The sequence below is a fragment of the Streptomyces sp. NPDC059957 genome, assembly GCF_042730015.1.
Classification (GTDB): Bacteria; Actinomycetota; Actinomycetes; order Streptomycetales; family Streptomycetaceae; genus Streptomyces.
Window position 1 is genome coordinate 1 of the sequence record NZ_JBHWMB010000089.1, and the last position, 16741, is coordinate 16741.

The 16741-nt window shown below is 72.7% G+C and carries 14 protein-coding genes; 13 read left to right on the forward strand and 1 reads right to left on the reverse strand.

Annotation, left to right across the window (positions count from 1 at the left end):
* Positions 1–166: 166 nt before the first annotated feature.
* The 12 genes from ACFWBW_RS36345 (at position 167) to ACFWBW_RS36400 (ending at position 12783) form a co-directional block, all read left to right on the forward strand.
* Positions 167–502 carry a (2Fe-2S)-binding protein gene (locus ACFWBW_RS36345; protein WP_385382287.1) on the forward strand — a complete coding sequence of 112 codons (336 nt, stop codon included), beginning with the start codon at positions 167–169 and terminating at the stop codon, positions 500–502.
* Positions 483–1913, forward strand: a complete 1431-nt coding sequence (locus tag ACFWBW_RS36350; protein WP_385382290.1) for an NAD(P)/FAD-dependent oxidoreductase — start codon at positions 483–485, stop codon at positions 1911–1913. The genes ACFWBW_RS36345 and ACFWBW_RS36350 overlap by 20 nt, the downstream gene beginning before the upstream one ends.
* A gap of 87 nt (positions 1914–2000) precedes the next feature.
* On the forward strand, positions 2001–2930 hold the full coding sequence (locus ACFWBW_RS36355; RefSeq protein WP_385382293.1) for a dihydrodipicolinate synthase family protein: 930 nt from the start codon (positions 2001–2003) through the stop codon (positions 2928–2930).
* A gap of 34 nt (positions 2931–2964) precedes the next feature.
* Positions 2965–3969, forward strand: coding sequence for a proline racemase family protein (locus ACFWBW_RS36360; RefSeq protein WP_385382296.1), 1005 nt, complete (start codon positions 2965–2967; stop codon positions 3967–3969).
* The gene (locus tag ACFWBW_RS36365) at positions 3966–5000 is read left to right on the forward strand and encodes a proline racemase family protein (RefSeq protein ID WP_385382299.1); all 1035 of its coding nucleotides are present in this window, start codon (positions 3966–3968) and stop codon (positions 4998–5000) included. The genes ACFWBW_RS36360 and ACFWBW_RS36365 overlap by 4 nt, the downstream gene beginning before the upstream one ends.
* A gap of 23 nt (positions 5001–5023) precedes the next feature.
* Positions 5024–5956: an ornithine cyclodeaminase family protein gene (locus tag ACFWBW_RS36370; RefSeq protein WP_385382353.1), complete on the forward strand. Its 933-nt coding sequence runs from the start codon at positions 5024–5026 to the stop codon at positions 5954–5956.
* Positions 5957–6030: 74 nt separating this feature from the next.
* Positions 6031–6741 carry a GntR family transcriptional regulator gene (locus ACFWBW_RS36375; protein WP_385382302.1) on the forward strand — a complete coding sequence of 237 codons (711 nt, stop codon included), beginning with the start codon at positions 6031–6033 and terminating at the stop codon, positions 6739–6741.
* A gap of 235 nt (positions 6742–6976) precedes the next feature.
* Positions 6977–8728 (forward strand): ABC transporter substrate-binding protein, encoded by a 1752-nt coding sequence (locus ACFWBW_RS36380; RefSeq protein ID WP_385382305.1) that lies wholly within the window; start codon positions 6977–6979, stop codon positions 8726–8728.
* 2 nt (positions 8729–8730) lie between these two features.
* Entirely contained in the window at positions 8731–9702 is a 972-nt protein-coding gene (locus ACFWBW_RS36385; protein ID WP_385382308.1) for an ABC transporter permease, read from the forward strand.
* Entirely contained in the window at positions 9699–10685 is a 987-nt protein-coding gene (locus tag ACFWBW_RS36390; RefSeq protein WP_385382312.1) for an ABC transporter permease, read from the forward strand. The genes ACFWBW_RS36385 and ACFWBW_RS36390 overlap by 4 nt, the downstream gene beginning before the upstream one ends.
* Positions 10685–11773 (forward strand): ABC transporter ATP-binding protein, encoded by a 1089-nt coding sequence (locus tag ACFWBW_RS36395; RefSeq protein ID WP_385382315.1) that lies wholly within the window; start codon positions 10685–10687, stop codon positions 11771–11773. Before ACFWBW_RS36390 ends, ACFWBW_RS36395 begins: the two co-directional genes overlap by 1 nt.
* A complete protein-coding gene (locus ACFWBW_RS36400) occupies positions 11770–12783 on the forward strand; it encodes an ABC transporter ATP-binding protein (protein ID WP_385382318.1) in 1014 nt (337 codons plus the stop codon). The genes ACFWBW_RS36395 and ACFWBW_RS36400 overlap by 4 nt, the downstream gene beginning before the upstream one ends.
* Before the next feature lie 136 nt (positions 12784–12919).
* Here ACFWBW_RS36400 and ACFWBW_RS36405 read toward each other — a convergent pair whose 3' ends face one another.
* On the reverse strand, positions 12920–15031 hold the full coding sequence (locus ACFWBW_RS36405; protein ID WP_385382321.1) for a prolyl oligopeptidase family serine peptidase: 2112 nt from the start codon (positions 15029–15031) through the stop codon (positions 12920–12922).
* Between the two features lie 111 nt (positions 15032–15142).
* Here ACFWBW_RS36405 and ACFWBW_RS36410 point away from each other — a divergent pair, with 111 nt between their 5' ends.
* Positions 15143–16705 carry an MFS transporter gene (locus ACFWBW_RS36410; protein WP_385382323.1) on the forward strand — a complete coding sequence of 521 codons (1563 nt, stop codon included), beginning with the start codon at positions 15143–15145 and terminating at the stop codon, positions 16703–16705.
* Positions 16706–16741: the final 36 nt, after the last annotated feature.

A 16741-nucleotide genomic window follows, 5' to 3' on the forward strand; every position in this document is an offset into this window, starting at 1 on the left:
TGGTTCCACCCCCCTCTTGTGGCCCCCGCTTTCAGCCCGTCCGGCGTTTGAGGACCGGGTCAGGGCCGGCCCTGGGAACGGTGGAAGGGCGGGTCGGGGACAGCCCCGCAGGGCACACGTGGTGCGGAACGCGTACCGAGTCAGAGGAACCAGGAGGACGGAAGCGATGAGCGAAGCTACGAGGGGGCGGCGGAGGTCGCCCCGCGACCTGGTGGGCGGGGCCCCCGCGGAGACGTGGAGCCTCCGCTTCGACGACCGCGAACTGCCGGCGCAGTCCGGACAGAGCATCGCCGCCGTCCTCTGGTCCGCCGGCATCCTCGCCTGGCGGACCACCCGCGAAACCGCCGCCCCCCGCGGAGCGTTCTGCGGGATCGGAAGCTGCTTCGACTGCCTCGTCACCGTCAACGGCCGCCCGAACCAGCGCGCGTGCCTCGTTCCCGCCCGCCCGGGCGACCACGTCACCACCCAGGAAGGGACCGGCCGTGACGACCTCGCCGTCTGACTCCCAGGCCGCCGACCTCGCCGTCGTCGGCGCCGGCCCCGCCGGCCTCGCCGCCGCGGTCACGGCCGCCGGCCTGGGCCTGCGCGTGATCCTGCTCGACGCGGGGGAGCGCCCCGGCGGGCAGTACTACCGCCACCCCGCGCCCGGACTCGGCGCGGCCCGCCCCGAAGCGCTGCATCACGGATGGGCGGACTTCGCCTCGCGTGAAGCCGCCCTGCGGGCCCACGCGTCGGCCGGCCGGGTCACGTACCTGCCGTACCACCACGTCTGGACGGTGACTCCGGACTCCGTGGGCGCCGCCTGGACCCTGCACGCCGTCGCAGGGCCCGACGAGGTGCCCGCCACGGTCCGGGCCCGTGCCGTCCTGCTCGCCACCGGTGCCTACGAGCGCCAGCTCCCCTTCCCCGGCTGGACCCTGCCCGGGGTCGTCGGGGCCGGTGGGGCGCAGGCCATGCTCAAGAGCGGGCTCGTGCTCCCCGGTAGCCGGGTCGTCGTCGCCGGGAGCGGGCCGCTGCTGCTCGCCGTGGCCGGCTCGCTCGCCGCCGCCGGAGCCCGGGTGCCCGCCGTCGTGGAGGCGGCCGCGTACACCGGCTACGCGCACCACATTCCCGCCTTGCTCCGCAACCCCGGCAAGCTCGCCGAAGGCGCCACGTACGGCGGGGCGCTGGTCCGCCACGGGGTGCGCCTGCTCACCCGGCACGCCGTCACCGAGGCGCACGGCGCCGACCGGGTCGAGGCCGTCACCGTGGCCCGCCTCGACCGGGACTGGCGCCCGGTCCCCGGCACCGCCCGTCGCATCCCCTGCGACGCCGTGGCCGTCGGCCACGGGCTGGTGCCCCAGTTGGAGCTGGCCACCGGTCTCGGCTGCGCGACCCGCCCGAGCCCGGACGCCACCGTCGCCCTGGAAGTGGATGCCGGGCAGCGGACCTCCGTCCCCGGGATCTGGTCCGCCGGGGAGACCGGCGGCATCGGGGGGGCTCAACTGGCCCTGGTCGAAGGGGAGATCGCGGCCCGTTCGGTCGCGGGCCGGGTGGTTCCGGTGCGGCTGGTCCGTACGCGTACGAGGCTGCGCGCGTTCGCCGCCGCGATGGCCGGCGCCCACCGCCCGGGCCCCGGCTGGACCGGCTGGCTGCGCGAGGACACCGACGTGTGCCGCTGCGAGGAGGTCCCGGCGGGCCGGATCCGGGAGGCCGTCGAAGACCTGGGGGCGCGGGACGCCCGTACGGTCAAACTGCTCACCCGGGCAGGGATGGGCTGGTGCCAGGGCCGGATGTGCGGGCCGGCCGTGGCCGCGCTCGCCGGGACCGATCCCGCACCCGACCGCAGGCCGCTGTCCTGCCCGGTCCCGCTCCGGCACCTCGCCGCACTTCCGGCGGAACCTCCGGCCGCACTTTCCCCCGAACTTCCCTGACGGGACCACCGACAGGGCGGCCGCACCTCTTGTGGCCACGTCACACCCACTAGTAAAATGTCACACATCACCCTAGGGAGCACTCTCATGACCCACGCGCACACCCCCGCGCCCGCCGCTGCGGACACCCGTACCCGCCCCTGGCACGGCATCATGGTCGCCACCACCCTGCCCCTGCGGGAAGACCTGAGCGTCGACCACGACGCCTACGCCGAACACGTGGCCTGGCTGATCGCCAACGGCTGCGACGGCGTCGTCCCCAACGGCTCCCTCGGCGAGTACCAGACCCTCACCGACGAGGAGCGCGCCCGCGTCGTCCGCACCGCCGTCGAGGCCGCCGGCGACGGCGCCCGCGTGATGCCCGGAGTCGCCGCCTACGGCAGCGCCGAATCCCGCCGCTGGGCCGAGCAGGCCGCCGAGGCCGGCTGTGGATCCGTACTCCTGCTGCCGCCGAACGCCTTCCGGGCCGACGCGGACACCGTGCGCGCCCACTACGCCGATGTCGCACGCGTCGGCGTGCCCGTGGTCGCGTACAACAACCCCATCGACACCAAGGTGGACCTCGTCCCGGCCCTGCTGGCCCGGCTGCACGCCGACGGCTCCATCGTCGCCGTCAAGGAGTTCAGCGGCGACGTGCGGCGGGCTTATGAGATCGCCGAACTGGCCCCGGGGCTGGATCTGCTGATCGGCGCCGACGACGTGCTGCTCGAGCTGGCCCTGGCCGGCGCGGTCGGCTGGATCGCCGGCTACCCCAACGCGCTCCCGCAGGCCTGCGCCACCCTCTACCGCGCCGCCGTCGCGGGAGACCTCGACACCGCCCTGCCGCTCTACAAGTCCCTGCACTCCCTGCTGCGCTGGGACTCCAAGACCGAGTTCGTCCAGGCCATCAAGCTCTCCATGGACCTGGCCGGGCGTCCGGGCGGCCCGACCCGCCCGCCGCGCTTCCCGCTCACCGGCGAGATCGAGGCCGGTGTCCGCGCCGCCACCGAGAAGGCGCTCGCCGAGGGCCTCAGCTAACCCAGTCAGAAGTCCGAAGTCCGAGGGGGACTTGATGCGCACCCGAAACGTCTACCACGCGGTGGACTCGCACACCGAGGGCATGCCCACCCGGGTGATCACCGGGGGAGTCGGGGTGATCCCCGGCGCCACCATGGCCGACAAGCGGCTCCACTTCATCGAGCACCTGGACCACCTCCGGACCCTGCTCATGTACGAGCCGCGCGGCCACTCCGCGATGAGCGGCGCCATCCTGCAGCCCCCGACCCGCCCCGACGCCGACTTCGGCGTCCTCTACATCGAGGTGTCGGGCCTGCTCCCCATGTGCGGGCACGGCACCATCGGGGTCGCCACCGTCCTGGTGGAGACCGGCATGGTTCCCGTCGTCGAGCCGGTCACCACCGTCCGGCTCGACACCCCGGCCGGCCTGGTCAGCGTCGACGTCCGCGTCGAGGACGGGGCGGCCACCGCCGCCACCTTCACCAACGTCCCGGCCTTCAGCGTCGGCCTCGACCTCAAGGCCGAGGTCCCCGGATACGGCACGGTCACCTACGACCTCGCCTACGGCGGCAACTTCTACGCCTTCGTCGAACTCGACGCACTGGGCCTGCCCTTCGACCGGGAGCGCGGGGACGACCTGCTCGCCGCCGGTCTGGGCATCATGGAGGCGATCAACGCCTCCCCGGACCGGCCCGTCCACCCCGAGAACCCCTCCATCGCCGGGGTCAAGCACGTCTACCTCGCCGCCCCGGGCTCCGACGCCCGCCGCTCCCGGCACGCGATGGCCATCCACCCGGGCTGGTTCGACCGCTCGCCGTGCGGTACGGGGACCAGCGCCCGCATGGCGCAGCTGCACGCCCGGGGGCTGCTGGCGCTGGACACCGACTTCGTCAACGAGTCCTTCATCGGCACCGAGTTCACCGGCCGCCTCGTGGCCGAGACCATGGTCGGCGGGCGCCCGGCCCTCGTGCCCACCGTCACCGGCCGGGCCTGGATCACCGGCACCGCCCAGTACTTCCTCGACCCGTCCGACCCGTTCCCCGGAGGGTTCCTCCTGTGACCGCCGTCGTACGAACCGTGGACTACCACACCGCGGGCGAGCCCTTCCGCATCGTCGACCTCACCACCGGCGGCGCCCCGCCGGTGCCCGGGGACACCGTGGCCGAGCGCTGCGCCACCGCCATCGGACCGGGGGGATCGGGCACGGCCCCCCGGCGCGGCGCCCTGGACGACGTACGGCGGCTCCTCGTTCAGGAGCCTCGCGGGCACGCCGGGATGTACGGGGGCTTCGTGGTCCCGCCCGACGACGACGGCGCCCACTTCGGGGTGCTGTTCTGGCACAAGGACGGCTACTCCACCGCCTGCGGCCACGGCGCCATGGCGCTGGGCGCCTGGGCCGTGGACACCGGCTGGGTCGCAGCCCCGGACGACGGGGACGTCCAGGTACGCATCGACGTGCCCTCGGGACGGGTCGCCGCGACCGTGCACCGCACCGGGGGCCGCACCACCGGGGTCACCTTCCGCAACGTCCCGGCCCGCACCAGCGCCCGCAAGGTGCCCGTCGCCACCACCCTGGGCATGGCCGAGGTGGACATCGCGCACGCCGGGGCCTGCTACGCCTCGCTGCCCGCCCGGGACCTCGGCCTCGACGTGACCCTGGCCTCCCTGCCCGAGCTCGTGCGCGCCGGGAAGGAGATCCGGGCCGCCCTCGCGACCCACCCCGGGACCTGGCACCCGGACGGGCCGCTGCTCTCCGGGGTGTACGGGGTGACCCTGTACGAGGAGCTCCCCGACACCCCCTTCGGGCCGCACCAGCGCAACGTCACCGTCTTCGCCGACGGGCAGATCGACCGCTCGCCCTGCGGCTCCGGCACCTCGGCGCGGCTCGCGCTGCTGGCCGAGGACGGGCGGCTCGGGGAAGGGGAGGACCTGCTGCACGAGTCGGTCGTGGGCACGGTGTTCACGGGCCGCGTCGCCGCGCGGGTGGCCGACGGGGTGGTCACGGAGGTCACCGGTACGGCGTACCGCACCGGTGAGCACCTCTTCAGCGTCGACCCGCAGGACGCGCTCGGCACGGGGTTCCTGTTGTGATCCCCCAACTGTCGGGCGCCGAGATGGCCGGGCTGCTGACCCCGGCCGCCGCCGCCGACGCGCTGGCCGGCGTACTGCTGGCCGGGCTGGACCCGGAGACCTGCCCGCCGCGCAGCGCCCTGCCCGTGCCCGGCGGTGGTGAGCTGCTGCTGATGCCGGCCGCCACCGGGGCCTACGCCGGCGTGAAGATCGCCGGGGTGGCCCCGGGGAACCCGGCGCTCGGGCTGCCCCGGATCACCGGGTCCTACCTCCTCCTGGACGGCCCCACCCTGCGCCCCCTCGCCCTCCTCGACGGGGCGGCGCTGACCACCCTGCGCACCCCGGCGGTCTCGGCGCTGGCGCTGCGCCACCTGGCCCCGGCCGGGCGGCCGCTGCGGCTGCTGGTCTTCGGATCGGGGCCGCAGGCGTACGGGCACCTCGAAGCGGTGCACGCGATGCGGCAGCTGGCGGAGGTGGTGGTCGTGGCCCGTGCGGGGTCCGCGGACAGCGCCGCCGGCGCCGAGAAGCTGGCGGCGCACGCGCGGGGGCTGGGCGTCCCGGCCCGGCCGGGGGCGGCGGCGGAAGTGGCCGACGCCGACCTGGTGATCTGCTGCACCACCTCCCGCGAGCCCCTCTTCGACGGGCGGCTGATCGCGTCGGGCGCCACCGTGGTCGCGGTCGGCTCGCACGAGCCGGACGCCCGCGAGGTGGACACGGCGCTGGTCCGGCGGGCGGCCGTGTACGTGGAGTCGCGTGCGGCGGCTCTGCGGGAGGCGGGCGACCTGCTGGTGCCGGAGGCCGAAGGGGCCATCGGCGCCGGTCATATCAGCGGCACCCTGGCCGACCTGGTCGCGGGCCGGATGCCGGGTCCGGGGGTGGCGAGTTCTCCACAGCTCTTCAAGAGTGTGGGCATGGCCTGGGAAGATCTGGCTGTGGCGGTGGCCCTGTTCGAGGCCGCCGGGAGCGGTGTCCACTGAGGAGCGAGCGCAACGTGACATTGTACGCTGTTCCTCCGCACGCCGATGGTGTGAGCGGTCTCGGAGGAAATGCAATGGGTGACCTGAAGCAGCACAGTCTCATCAAGGCTCAGGAACGGCTCCGCGACCAGGTCGGCCACGCCCTGCGGGCAGCCCTGATAGCGGGTGAACTGCGCCCCGGGAGCGTCTACTCCGCCCCCGGCCTCGCGGCCGAACTCGGCGTCTCGGCCACCCCGGTGCGCGAGGCCATGCTCGACCTGGCCCGCGAGGGCCTGGTGGAACCGGTCCGCAACAAGGGCTTCCGGATCACGGAGGTCAGTGAGCGCGATCTCGACCAGTACACCGAGCTGCGCACGATGATCGAGGTCCCGACCATCGGCCGGATCACGAAGATCGCCACTCCCGAAGCCCTGGAGGCCCTGCGCCCCATCGCGCAGGAGATCGTCACCAGCGCGCGCGAGCACAACCTCATCGGCTACCTGGAGGCCGACCGCCGCTTCCACCTCACCCTCCTCGGCCTCTCGGGCAACGACCGCCTGGTGGAAACCGTCGGCGACCTGCGCAAGCGCTCCCGGCTGTACGGCCTGACGGGCCTGGACGAGGCCGGCAAGCTGGTCTCCTCCGCCGAGGAGCACATCGAGCTCCTGGACCTGATGCTCACCGGCGACGCGGAGGCGGCCGAGGCCTGCATGACCCGCCACCTGGGCCACGTCCGCTCCCTCTGGGCCCAGGGCCGCGACGAACCGGTGGGCCGAACCAAGGGCCGCCTGGGCACGGGCCTCTAGCCCCGGCTCCGGGCCTGGGGCCGGGGCCGACGGCCCCACCCCCCACCCCCTCGACGCCGGGCGGCGCAGCAGCGCGCCCGGCGTTTCGGCATGCCCAACACCCCTGCGCCCGCCCCGATTTGGACACGGCTGGATAACGGTGGGTCCAACCTGGGTCCAACCCCTTGTCAGTACAATTTCACATTACTATGTTACCGGTCACATCATAGAGCGCGGCCCTTCACTGGAGTGACCCATGACCAAGCGCACCCAACTCGCCCTCACCACCGCCCTGGTGGCCGCACTCGCACTCGGCGCCTCGGGCTGCTCCGACCCCAAGAAGGGCTCCGCCGCAGGTGCCGGGGCCTCCAACCCCGCCTCCGCCAACGACGGGAAGATCCTCGGCGGGACCCCCGTCAAGGGCGGCACGATCACGGTCCTGTCCAACCAGGACTTCTCCCACCTCGACCCCGCCCGCAACTGGGTCATGCCGACGATGGACTTCGGCACCCGCCTCCTCTACCGCACCCTGGTCACCTTCAAGGCCGAGCCGGGCAAGGCCGGCAGCGAGCTCGTCCCCGACCTCGCCACCGACCTCGGCACTCCCTCCAACGGGGGCAAGACCTGGACCTTCACCCTGAAGGAGGGCGTGAAGTACGAGGACGGCTCGCCCATCAAGGCGCAGGACATCAAGTACAACGTCGAGCGCTCCATGGCCCCCGACCTCACCGGCGGTCCCGACTACGCGGCCCAGTACCTCGCCGGCGCCGAGGGCTACAAGGGCCCGCTCCAGGGCAAGCACCTCGACTCGGTGAAGACCCCCGACGACCGCACGATCGTCTTCGAACTGAAGCGTCCCGTCGCCGAGTTCTCCGCGACCGCGACCCTGCCCACCTTCGCCCCGGTCCCCGAGTCCCAGGAGAAGGGCACGCAGTACGACGCCCGCCCGTTCTCCTCCGGCCCGTACAAGATCGAGTCCTACGACCGCGACAAGAAGCTGGTCCTGGTCCGCAACGAGCACTGGGACGCCAAGACCGACGCCGTCCGCAAGGCCTACCCGGACAAGTTCGTGGTCGTCATGGGCCTCAAGGGCGGCCAGATCGACGACCGGATCATCGCCGGGGAGGGCGCCGACGCCTCCTCCGTCCAGTGGTCCGACATGCGGCCCGAGAGCGCCCCCAAGGTGCTCCCCAAGCCGGAGGTCAAGTCGCGGCTGCTGGCCGAGTCCCAGGGCTGTACCGAGATGCTCCAGATGAACAACTCCCGCGCCCCCTTCGACGACCCGAAGGTCCGCGAGGCCCTGCAGTACGCCGTCGACAAGGAGGCCGTGGTCACGGCGGGCGGCGGCCCGGCCCTCAACGAGGTCGCCACCGCCTACCTGCCGCCGGCCCTCTCCGGCGGCAAGCAGGCCGACACCCTGAAGATCGCGCCGTCCGGCGACCCGGCCAAGGCCAAGGAGCTCCTCAAGGCCGCCGGCAAGGAGACCCTGAAGGTCTCCCTGGCCGTCTCCACCGGTGACAAGGGCAAGGCGGAGGCCATCCAGCAGGGCCTGGCCCGCGCGGGCGTCGAAGTGGTCATCGACACCGTCGACCCGGGCGCCTACTACGACGTCATCGGCGACACCACCACCGCCCCCGACCTCGTCCTGTCCGGCTGGTGCCCCGACTACCCCTCCGGCTCCACCTTCCTCCCCTTCGTCTTCGACGGCCGCACCATCAAGACCAAGGGCAACTCGGGCAACTACTCGCAGTTCAAGGACGACGCGACGATCAAGCGGATCGACGAGATCAACGCCATGGCCGACGCCAAGGAGGCCAACCAGGCCTGGATCGACCTCGACGCCGAGATCATGAAGAAGTCCCCGGCCGTCCCCGTCCTGCTGGAGCGCAAGCCGCTGCTCGTCGGCACCAACATCGCCGGCGCCTTCGGCCACCCCGTCTGGGTCGGCCAGCTCGACTACGCCACCATCGGCCTCAAGGACCCGGCCAAGAGCCAGGGCCAGGGCTGATCATGACCGCCGCCCTCGCCGCCGACCCGGGCTCCCCGGAGGCGGCGGACGCGGCGGCGGCCAAGGAGATCCCTCCGGGCAGCAGCCCCTGGCAGCTCGCCCGGCGGGAACTCCGCCGCCGCCCCGCCGTCCGCGTCAGCCTCTGCGTCGTCCTCCTCTTCGTCCTGATGGCCGTCACCGCCCCCTGGCTGGGCGCGCTGGGCGGCTGGTCCCCGGACGAGTTCGACAAGTCCGCCATCGACCCCTACCTCGGCGGCCAGCCGCTGGGCTCCTTCGGCGGGATCAGCCCCGAGCACTGGCTCGGCGTGGAACCCGTCACCGGCCGCGACCTGTTCGCCCGCGTCGTCCACGGCGCCCAGGTCTCGCTCCTCATCGCCTTCGCCGCCACCGCCATCGTGGTCCTGACGGGCACCGCCGCCGGAATCGCCGCCGGCTACTTCGGCGGCCGCACCGACACCGTCCTGTCCCGGCTGATGGACCTGACGATGTCCTTCCCGTCCCTCATCTTCATGATCGCGATGCTGTCGGTGGCCAAGGACGTCAACCGCATCGTCCTCATGACCGTCGTCATCGGCGTCTTCGGCTGGCCCGGCGTCGCCCGCGTCGTCCGCGGCCAGGCCCTCTCGCTCAAACACCGCGAGTACGTGGACGCCGCCCGCGTCGGCGGGGCGAGCTCCTGGCGGATCCTGACCCGCGACATCCTCCCGGGCGTCTCCGGCCCGGTCATCGCCTACACCACCCTGCTCATCCCCGGCATGATCAGCACCGAGGCCGCGCTCAGCTACCTCGGCGTGGGCGTGCGCCCGCCCACCCCCTCCTGGGGCCAGATGATCGCCGAGTCCGTGGCCTTCTACGAGACCGACCCCATGTACTTCGTCATCCCCAGCCTCTTCCTCTTCCTCGCGGTCCTGGCCTTCACCCTGCTCGGCGACGCCCTGCGCGACATCCTCGACCCGAGGGGCGGCCGGACGTGATCCTCTACCTCGCGCGCCGGCTGCTCGCCCTCGCCGGCGTCCTCCTGGCCATCGCCGCCATCACCTTCCTCATCTTCTACGTGCTCCCCTCCGACCCGGCCGCCGCCGCCTGCGGCAAGACCTGCAGCGCCGAGCGGCTGGCCGACGTACGCGCGTACCTCGGCCTGGACCAGCCGCTGTGGCGGCAGTTCGGCGAGTTCCTGACCGGGATCTTCACCGGACGCACCCTCGGCACCGGGCAGTACGCCGTCGAGTGCGACTTCCCCTGCCTGGGCTACTCCTACGAGAACTCCCTGCCCGTGTGGGACCTGCTGATGGACCGGCTCCCGGTCTCCGCCTCCCTCGCCGTCGGCGCCGCCGTCCTCTGGCTCGTCCTCGGACTCGGCGCGGGAGTCACCGCCGCCCTGCGCAAGGACACGGCCACGGACAAGGCCCTCATGGTCGGCGCGGTCGCCGCCGCCTCCCTGCCCGTCTACTTCACCTCCGTGATGCTCATCTACGGAGTCATCCGGATCGCCGGGCTCCTGCCCTACCCCACCTACCAGGCCTTCACCGACAACCCCCTGGCCTGGGCGAGCAACCTGCTCCTGCCCTGGACCGCGCTCGCCCTGCTCTACGCCGCCATGTACGCCCGCCAGAGCCGCGGTTCGATGATCGAGGCGATGGCCGAGCCGTACATCCGCACCGCCCGCGCCAAGGGAATGCCCGAGCGCACCGTCGTGGTCAAACACGGACTGCGCTCCGGGATGACCCCGATCCTCACCATCTTCGGCATGGACCTCGGCGGCCTGCTCGCCGGAGCCGTCATCACCGAGTCCATCTTCGGACTCCCTGGCATCGGACGGCTGTTCTACGGGGCCCTGGTCAGCTCGGACCAGCCCGTGGTCCTCGGAGTCACCCTGCTGGCCGCCTTCTTCATCGTCGTCGCGAACCTCGCCGTCGACCTCCTGTACGCCGTCATCGACCCGAGGGTGAGGTACTGATGGCTCCTCCTCACGAAGCCGCGGTCCCCACGGCCCCGCTGCTCCAAGTGCGCGACCTGCACGTCACGTTCACCACCCCGCGCGGCACCGTACGCGCCGTCGACTCCCTCGGCTTCACCGTCGAGGCCGGCCGCACCCTCGGCATCGTCGGCGAGTCCGGCTCGGGCAAGTCCGTCACCTCCCTCGCCGTCATGGGCCTGCACCGGGGCGCCGAGATCGGCGGCTCCATTGCGCTGGACGGGCAGGAGTTGACCACCAAGTCCGAGAAGGAGCTCTCCAAGCTGCGCGGTCGCAAGATGGCCATGATCTTCCAGGATCCGCTGTCCAGCCTGCACCCCTACTACACGGTCGGCGAGCAGATAGCCGAGCACTTCCGGGTCCACTTCCGGGCCGGCCGGGCCGCCGCGAAACGGCGCGCCGTCGACATGCTCGGCGAGGTCGGCATCCCCGAACCCGCCCGCCGGGCGGGTGAGTACCCGCACCAGTTCTCCGGCGGTATGCGCCAGCGCGCGATGATCGCCATGGCGCTGGCCTGCGAACCCGACCTGCTGATCGCCGACGAGCCCACCACCGCCCTCGACGTCACCGTGCAGGCGCAGATCCTGGAGCTGATCGCCGGGCTCCAGCAGGAGCGCGGGCTCGGCGTCGTCATGATCACCCACGATCTGGGCGTGGTCGCCCGCGTCGCCCACGAGGTGCTCGTCATGTACGGCGGCCGGGCCGCCGAACAGGCCCCGGTGGACGACCTGTTCGCCGACCCGGCACACCCCTACACCCGGGGGCTCCTCGACTCCCTGCCCCGGCTGGACGACGCCGACGACGAACCGCTGCGGGCCATCCCCGGCTCCCCGCCCTCGCTGCTCGCCCCGGCTCCGGGGTGCGCCTTCGCTCCGCGCTGCGGAGTCGCGGCCGCGGGTGGCGAGGAAGAGCGGGAGCGCTGCCGGACCGAGCGGCCGGAACTCGCGGTGTATGGGTCCGGCCGACAGGCGGCGTGCCATTTCGCGGGCCGCGGAACCCCGGCCCCCGCGGGCCCGCCGGGGCCGCGGGCCACACCCGGAGAGACCGTTGCCCGAGAGGTGTCCCGATGAGCAGGGAAGCAGCCCCGACGCGGGCTCCCGCCATGGCGGCCCGAGAGGAACAGCCGCTGCTGCGCGTGCGCGACCTCACGATGTCCTTCCCCGGCAAACGGACCGCGACCGGGCGCCGGGGGGCGCCCGTGCGCGCCGTCGACGGAGTCTCCTTCGACCTGGAGGCCGGCCGCACCCTGGGCCTCGTAGGGGAATCGGGCTGCGGCAAGTCCACCACCGGGCGGATGCTGGTCCGGTTGCTGGAACCGACCTCCGGAAGCGTCGAGTTCGACGGAAAGGACATCAGCCGGCTCTCCCAGGGCGCCCTGCGCCCCCTGCGGCGGAACCTCCAGATGGTCTTCCAGGACCCGCACTCCTCCCTCAACCCCCGCCAGACGGTGGCCCGGATCATCTCCGACCCGCTCCTGGTGCAGGGTTCGAGCGCGGCGGACGCCCGCCGCCGGGCCGCCGAGCTGATGGAGCTCGTCGGACTGATCCCGGAGCACATCGACCGCTATCCGCACGAGTTCTCCGGCGGCCAGGCGCAGCGCATCGGCATCGCCCGGTCGCTCGCCACCAGCCCCCGGCTGATCATCGCCGACGAACCGGTCTCCGCACTGGACGTCTCCGTCCAGGCGCAGATCGTCAACCTGATGGAGCGGCTGCGCGTCGAACTGGGCCTGGCCTACGTGTTCATCGCGCACGACCTCTCCGTCGTCAAACGGGTCAGCGACCGGGTCGCCGTGATGTACCTCGGCCGGATCGTGGAAATGGGCGACAAGAAGTCGCTCTACGAGAACCCCCAGCACCCGTACACCAGGGCGCTGTTGTCCGCCGTACCGCTGCCCGACCCGGCGGCGGAACGGCGGCGCGAGCGGATCGTGCTGCTCGGCGATCCGCCGAGTCCGGCCGCCCCGCCCCCCGGCTGCACCTTCCACCCCAGGTGCCCCGTGGCGCAGGAGATCTGCCGCACCGAACGGCCGCTGCTGCGGACGGTCGCCTCCCGCGAGGTGGCCTGCCACATGGCGTAGCCGCGGACGCCCGGGGGACCGGCGGGAAACCCGGGTACGGGGAGGGCCCCGGAGCGATGATCTCGCTCCGGGGCCCTGCCGTCGTTCCGGCCCTTCGCCGTTCTGGCGGGCCGCCGTTCCGGCGGGCCGCCGTTCCTCAGGCCAGGCCCAGCTCCTTGCGGAAGAACTCCAGCTCCAGGGCCATGACCTTCTCCCGCACCCCGCCCGGGGTCATGTGCGTGACGCCCGGCAGCGCGAGCAGCTGGTGCGGGCGGCCCGCGTCGGTCAGGGCCTGCGAGAGCCGCAGGGTGTGGGAGGGATGGACGTTGTCGTCGGCCAGCCCCGTGACCAGCAGCAGCGGCCGGCTCAGACCCGCCGCGTCGGAGAGCAGGCTGTCCCGCTCGTACACCTCCGGGTGCGCCTGGGGCAGACCCAGGTACCGCTCGGTGTACGCCGTGTCGTACTGCCGGAGGTCGGTCGGAGCGGCCCCGGCAGCCGCCGCGTGGAAGACGTCCGGGCGGCGCAGCACCGCGAGCGCCGAGAGGTACCCGCCGTACGACCAGCCGCGGACGGCGACCCGGGTCAGGTCGAGGTCGGCGTGGCGCGCCCCGAGCGCCTGCAGGGCGGCGACCTGGTCCTCCAGGGTGACCTCGGAGAAGCCCCGGTACATGGCGTGCGTGAACCGCGGGGAGACGTACGCGGTGCCGCGGTTGTCGACGGTGACCACGGCGAAGCCCTGGTCGGCCCACCACTGCCGGTGCTGCCAGCGGCGCGGCTCGGCGCTGACGTCCTGCATGCCGGGGCCGCCGTAGCTGTCCATCAGGACGGGCAGCCGCGTGCCGGGGACGTGCCCGCGCGGCAGCACCAGCGCGGTGGGCACCCCGTGCTCGGTGACCCGCTCCAGCACCGGGACCACCCGGTACGGCAGCGGCTGCGACAGGTCGACGGGGCTGAACTCCCGCCCGTCGGCGGTCCGCAGGACGCGCCGGATCCCGTCGGCATCGGCGGAGGTCAGCAGCAGCGCCCCGGCCGCGGCCTGGACGGAGTGCACCCCGGGCCCGTCCGCGAGCGGGGTCACCTCCCCCGTGTCCGGATCCAGCAGGAGCACCTGCTGCTCGGCGGGGTCGCGCTGTCCGGCCTCGATCAGCAGCCGGTTCCCGTGGGTGCCGGCCACCTTGCGGACCTGGAGCCCGTCCCCGGTGAGCAGTACGCCGTCCAGCGCGAGCGCGCGGGCCGCCCCGCCGGGAGTGTCGGCCGAGGTGAGCATCCGGCCGTCGGCCAGGCGCGCCGGGGTGCCGGGCAGCATGGGGTCGACCCACTGGGGGTGCGTGGTGCGCGACAGCTCCCGGGTGCGCCCGGTGTCCCGGTCGGCGGAGAGCAGCAGGACGTTCTGCTGGAGCCGGTCCTGCACGGTGAGCAGGATCTCGGCGGGCGCGGTGTCACTTGGGGCCCACTCCGCGTCGGAGACGTACGGGTAGGTCTCGGTGTCCCAGTCGAGCCGCACGGCGGCGTCCGGGCCCGGTCCGAGCACCCAGAACCGCACGTCGGCGTTGGGGCCGCCCGCCTCGGGGTACGCGAAGTCCTCGGCCGCCAGCTCCGGGTGTGCCGGGTCGGCGAACCAGCGCCGCTGGAGGGCGGATTCGTCGACGCGGGCGGCCAGCAGGCGCTCCCCGTCGGGGGACCACCAGTGCCCCCGGTGCCGGTCGAGCTCCTCGGCGGCGGCGAACTCCGCGACGCCCCAGCGGGCTCCGTCGTCGGGGCTGACCCGGCCGCCGGGGACGGTGTGGAGGGCGTCGCCGGTGACGTAGGCGATGCGCGAGGCGTCGGGGCTCGGGCGCGGGTCGAAGACGGGCCCGGCGGTGGGGAGTTCCTTGGGCTGCGCGGGCGCTCCGGCGTCGGCCGCGCGGGCGCCTTCGTACGCGGCGCAGTACAGGCGCCCGTAGAGCGCGAACACCGCCGTGCGGCCGTCGGCGGAGAGCGCGTAGGAGCCGATCCCGGCGGCGACGAGCCGCGAGCGTTCGCGCAGGCGCCGCTCGACGACGGGGAGGGGCGCGGGCTCGGGGGACAGTTCGCGGGGGTCGGCGAGCCGGGTTTCGGTGCCGGTGGCGGTGTCCAGGACCCAGAGGCTGTCGAAGGGATCGGTGGGGCCGGTGGAGCGGAGGAACCAGAGGAGCCGGCCTTCGTCCCCGAAGGAGAAGGCGCGCGGGGCGCCGTAGGTGAAGCGGGCGGTGCTCGCGGAGAGCCTGAGGAAGTCATCCATGCGATCCATGGAATCAGTGTGTCATGTGAAATACTACACGGCACATATCACACTGCATATGCCACATAGCCTAGGCCGTTCGAGTGGTGTCACCCCGGGTACAGGTTTAGCGTCGAAAAAGTGGACCCGAACGCTACGCCGAGCAGTACCAGCACCGGGACCGACGGCAAGGTCCAAGACAGCGATGGCCATCACGGGCTAGCTCTGTTCGTGCTCGCCTCCTGCCAGCTCATGGTCGTTCTCGACATCACCATCGTGAACATCGCGCTGCCGCACATCCAGACCGCACTCGACTTCTCCACCGAGAGCCTGTCCTGGGTCGTCAACGCCTACACCCTCACCTTCGGCGGACTGCTGCTCCTCGGCGGCCGCACCGGCGACATCCTCGGCCGGCGGCGCGTCTTCATCTTCGGCGTCCTGCTCTTCGGCCTGGCCTCCCTGCTAGGCGGATTCGCCCAGAACGCCGGCCAGTTGATGGGCGCCCGCGCCCTCCAGGGCGTCGGCGGCGCCATCGCCTCCCCGACCGCCCTCGCACTGATCACCACCACCTTCCGCGAAGGACCCGAACGCAACCGGGCCTTCGGGGTCTTCGCCGGCGTCTCGGCCGGCGGCGGCGCGATCGGGCTGCTGGCCGGCGGGGTGCTCGTGGAGTGGCTGAACTGGCGCTGGGTGCTCTTCGTCAACGTCCCGATCGCGCTGCTGATCGCCCTGGTCACCCCGAAGGTGATCCGCGAATCCGCACGCCGCCCCGGACACTTCGACCTCGCGGGCGCCCTGCTCTCCACCGTCGGCATGGTGGCACTGGTCTACGGGTTCATCCGCGCGTCCCAGGACGGCTGGCTGGACGGGCTGACGCTCGGCTCCGTCGCGGCGGCCGTGGTCCTGCTGGCGCTCTTCGTCATCAACGAACGGCGCTCGCCCCAGCCCATCACCCCGCTGCACATGTTCGCCGACCGCAACCGGGCCGGCACGTACGCGATCATGCTCTTCTTCGCCTGCGCGATCTTCGGCATGTTCTTCTTCCTGACCCTGTTCGTGCAGAACGTGCTGGGCTTCAGCCCGCTGCGGGCCGGGCTCGCCTTCCTGCCGGTCAGCGCGATGATCGCGGTGACGGCGGGGATGACCTCGCAGCTGCTGCCGAAGTTCGGCCCGAAGCCGTTCATGGTGACCGGCTCCCTGCTCTCGGCCGCCGGACTGGCCTGGCTCACGCAGACCGACATCCACTCGACCTACCTGGGCAGCATCCTGGGCCCGATGCTGCTGTTCAGCGCCGGCATGGGCATGCAGTTCGTGTCCCTGACCCTGATGGCCCTCTCGAACGTCCCCGACCGGGAATCGGGCGCGGCCTCCGGACTCCTGAACGCGATGCAGCAGGTGGGCGGTTCGCTGGGCCTGTCCATCCTGGTCACGGTCTTCGGCACGGCCAGCCGCAACGAGGCCAAGAACCAGGTGGGCTCCTTCCTGCGCACCGCCACACCCGAACAGAAGCTCTTCTTCGCCAAGACCAAGCAGTACCCGAAGCCCTGGAGCGACCAGGTCCTCACCTCGGGCGTCAGCGCCGCCTTCGTGGCGGCAGCCGTGTTCACCCTGATCACGGCGCTGATCGCGCTCTTCGTCATCCAGGTGCGGCCCTCGGACCTCGCCCGGCTCCAGGGCAACCACACACCGGCGCCGGGCGGCTGACCCTCAGGCCTCCCGGCCCTCCGCCTTCCCGGTCCT

What these genes read in the sequence shown, in the direction of transcription:
- ACFWBW_RS36345 (WP_385382287.1), top strand. Translation starts at nt 167, where the DNA reads ATGAGCGAAGCTACGAGGGGGCGGCGGAGGTCGCCCCGCGACCTGGTG.
- ACFWBW_RS36385 (WP_385382308.1), top strand. Translation starts at nt 8,731, where the DNA reads ATGACCGCCGCCCTCGCCGCCGACCCGGGCTCCCCGGAGGCGGCGGAC.
- ACFWBW_RS36405 (WP_385382321.1), bottom strand. Translation starts at nt 15,031, where the DNA reads ATGGATCGCATGGATGACTTCCTCAGGCTCTCCGCGAGCACCGCCCGC.
- ACFWBW_RS36380 (WP_385382305.1), top strand. Translation starts at nt 6,977, where the DNA reads ATGACCAAGCGCACCCAACTCGCCCTCACCACCGCCCTGGTGGCCGCA.
- ACFWBW_RS36375 (WP_385382302.1), top strand. Translation starts at nt 6,031, where the DNA reads ATGGGTGACCTGAAGCAGCACAGTCTCATCAAGGCTCAGGAACGGCTC.
- ACFWBW_RS36360 (WP_385382296.1), top strand. Translation starts at nt 2,965, where the DNA reads ATGCGCACCCGAAACGTCTACCACGCGGTGGACTCGCACACCGAGGGC.
- ACFWBW_RS36400 (WP_385382318.1), top strand. Translation starts at nt 11,770, where the DNA reads ATGAGCAGGGAAGCAGCCCCGACGCGGGCTCCCGCCATGGCGGCCCGA.
- ACFWBW_RS36395 (WP_385382315.1), top strand. Translation starts at nt 10,685, where the DNA reads ATGGCTCCTCCTCACGAAGCCGCGGTCCCCACGGCCCCGCTGCTCCAA.
- ACFWBW_RS36355 (WP_385382293.1), top strand. Translation starts at nt 2,001, where the DNA reads ATGACCCACGCGCACACCCCCGCGCCCGCCGCTGCGGACACCCGTACC.
- ACFWBW_RS36370 (WP_385382353.1), top strand. Translation starts at nt 5,024, where the DNA reads ATGGCCGGGCTGCTGACCCCGGCCGCCGCCGCCGACGCGCTGGCCGGC.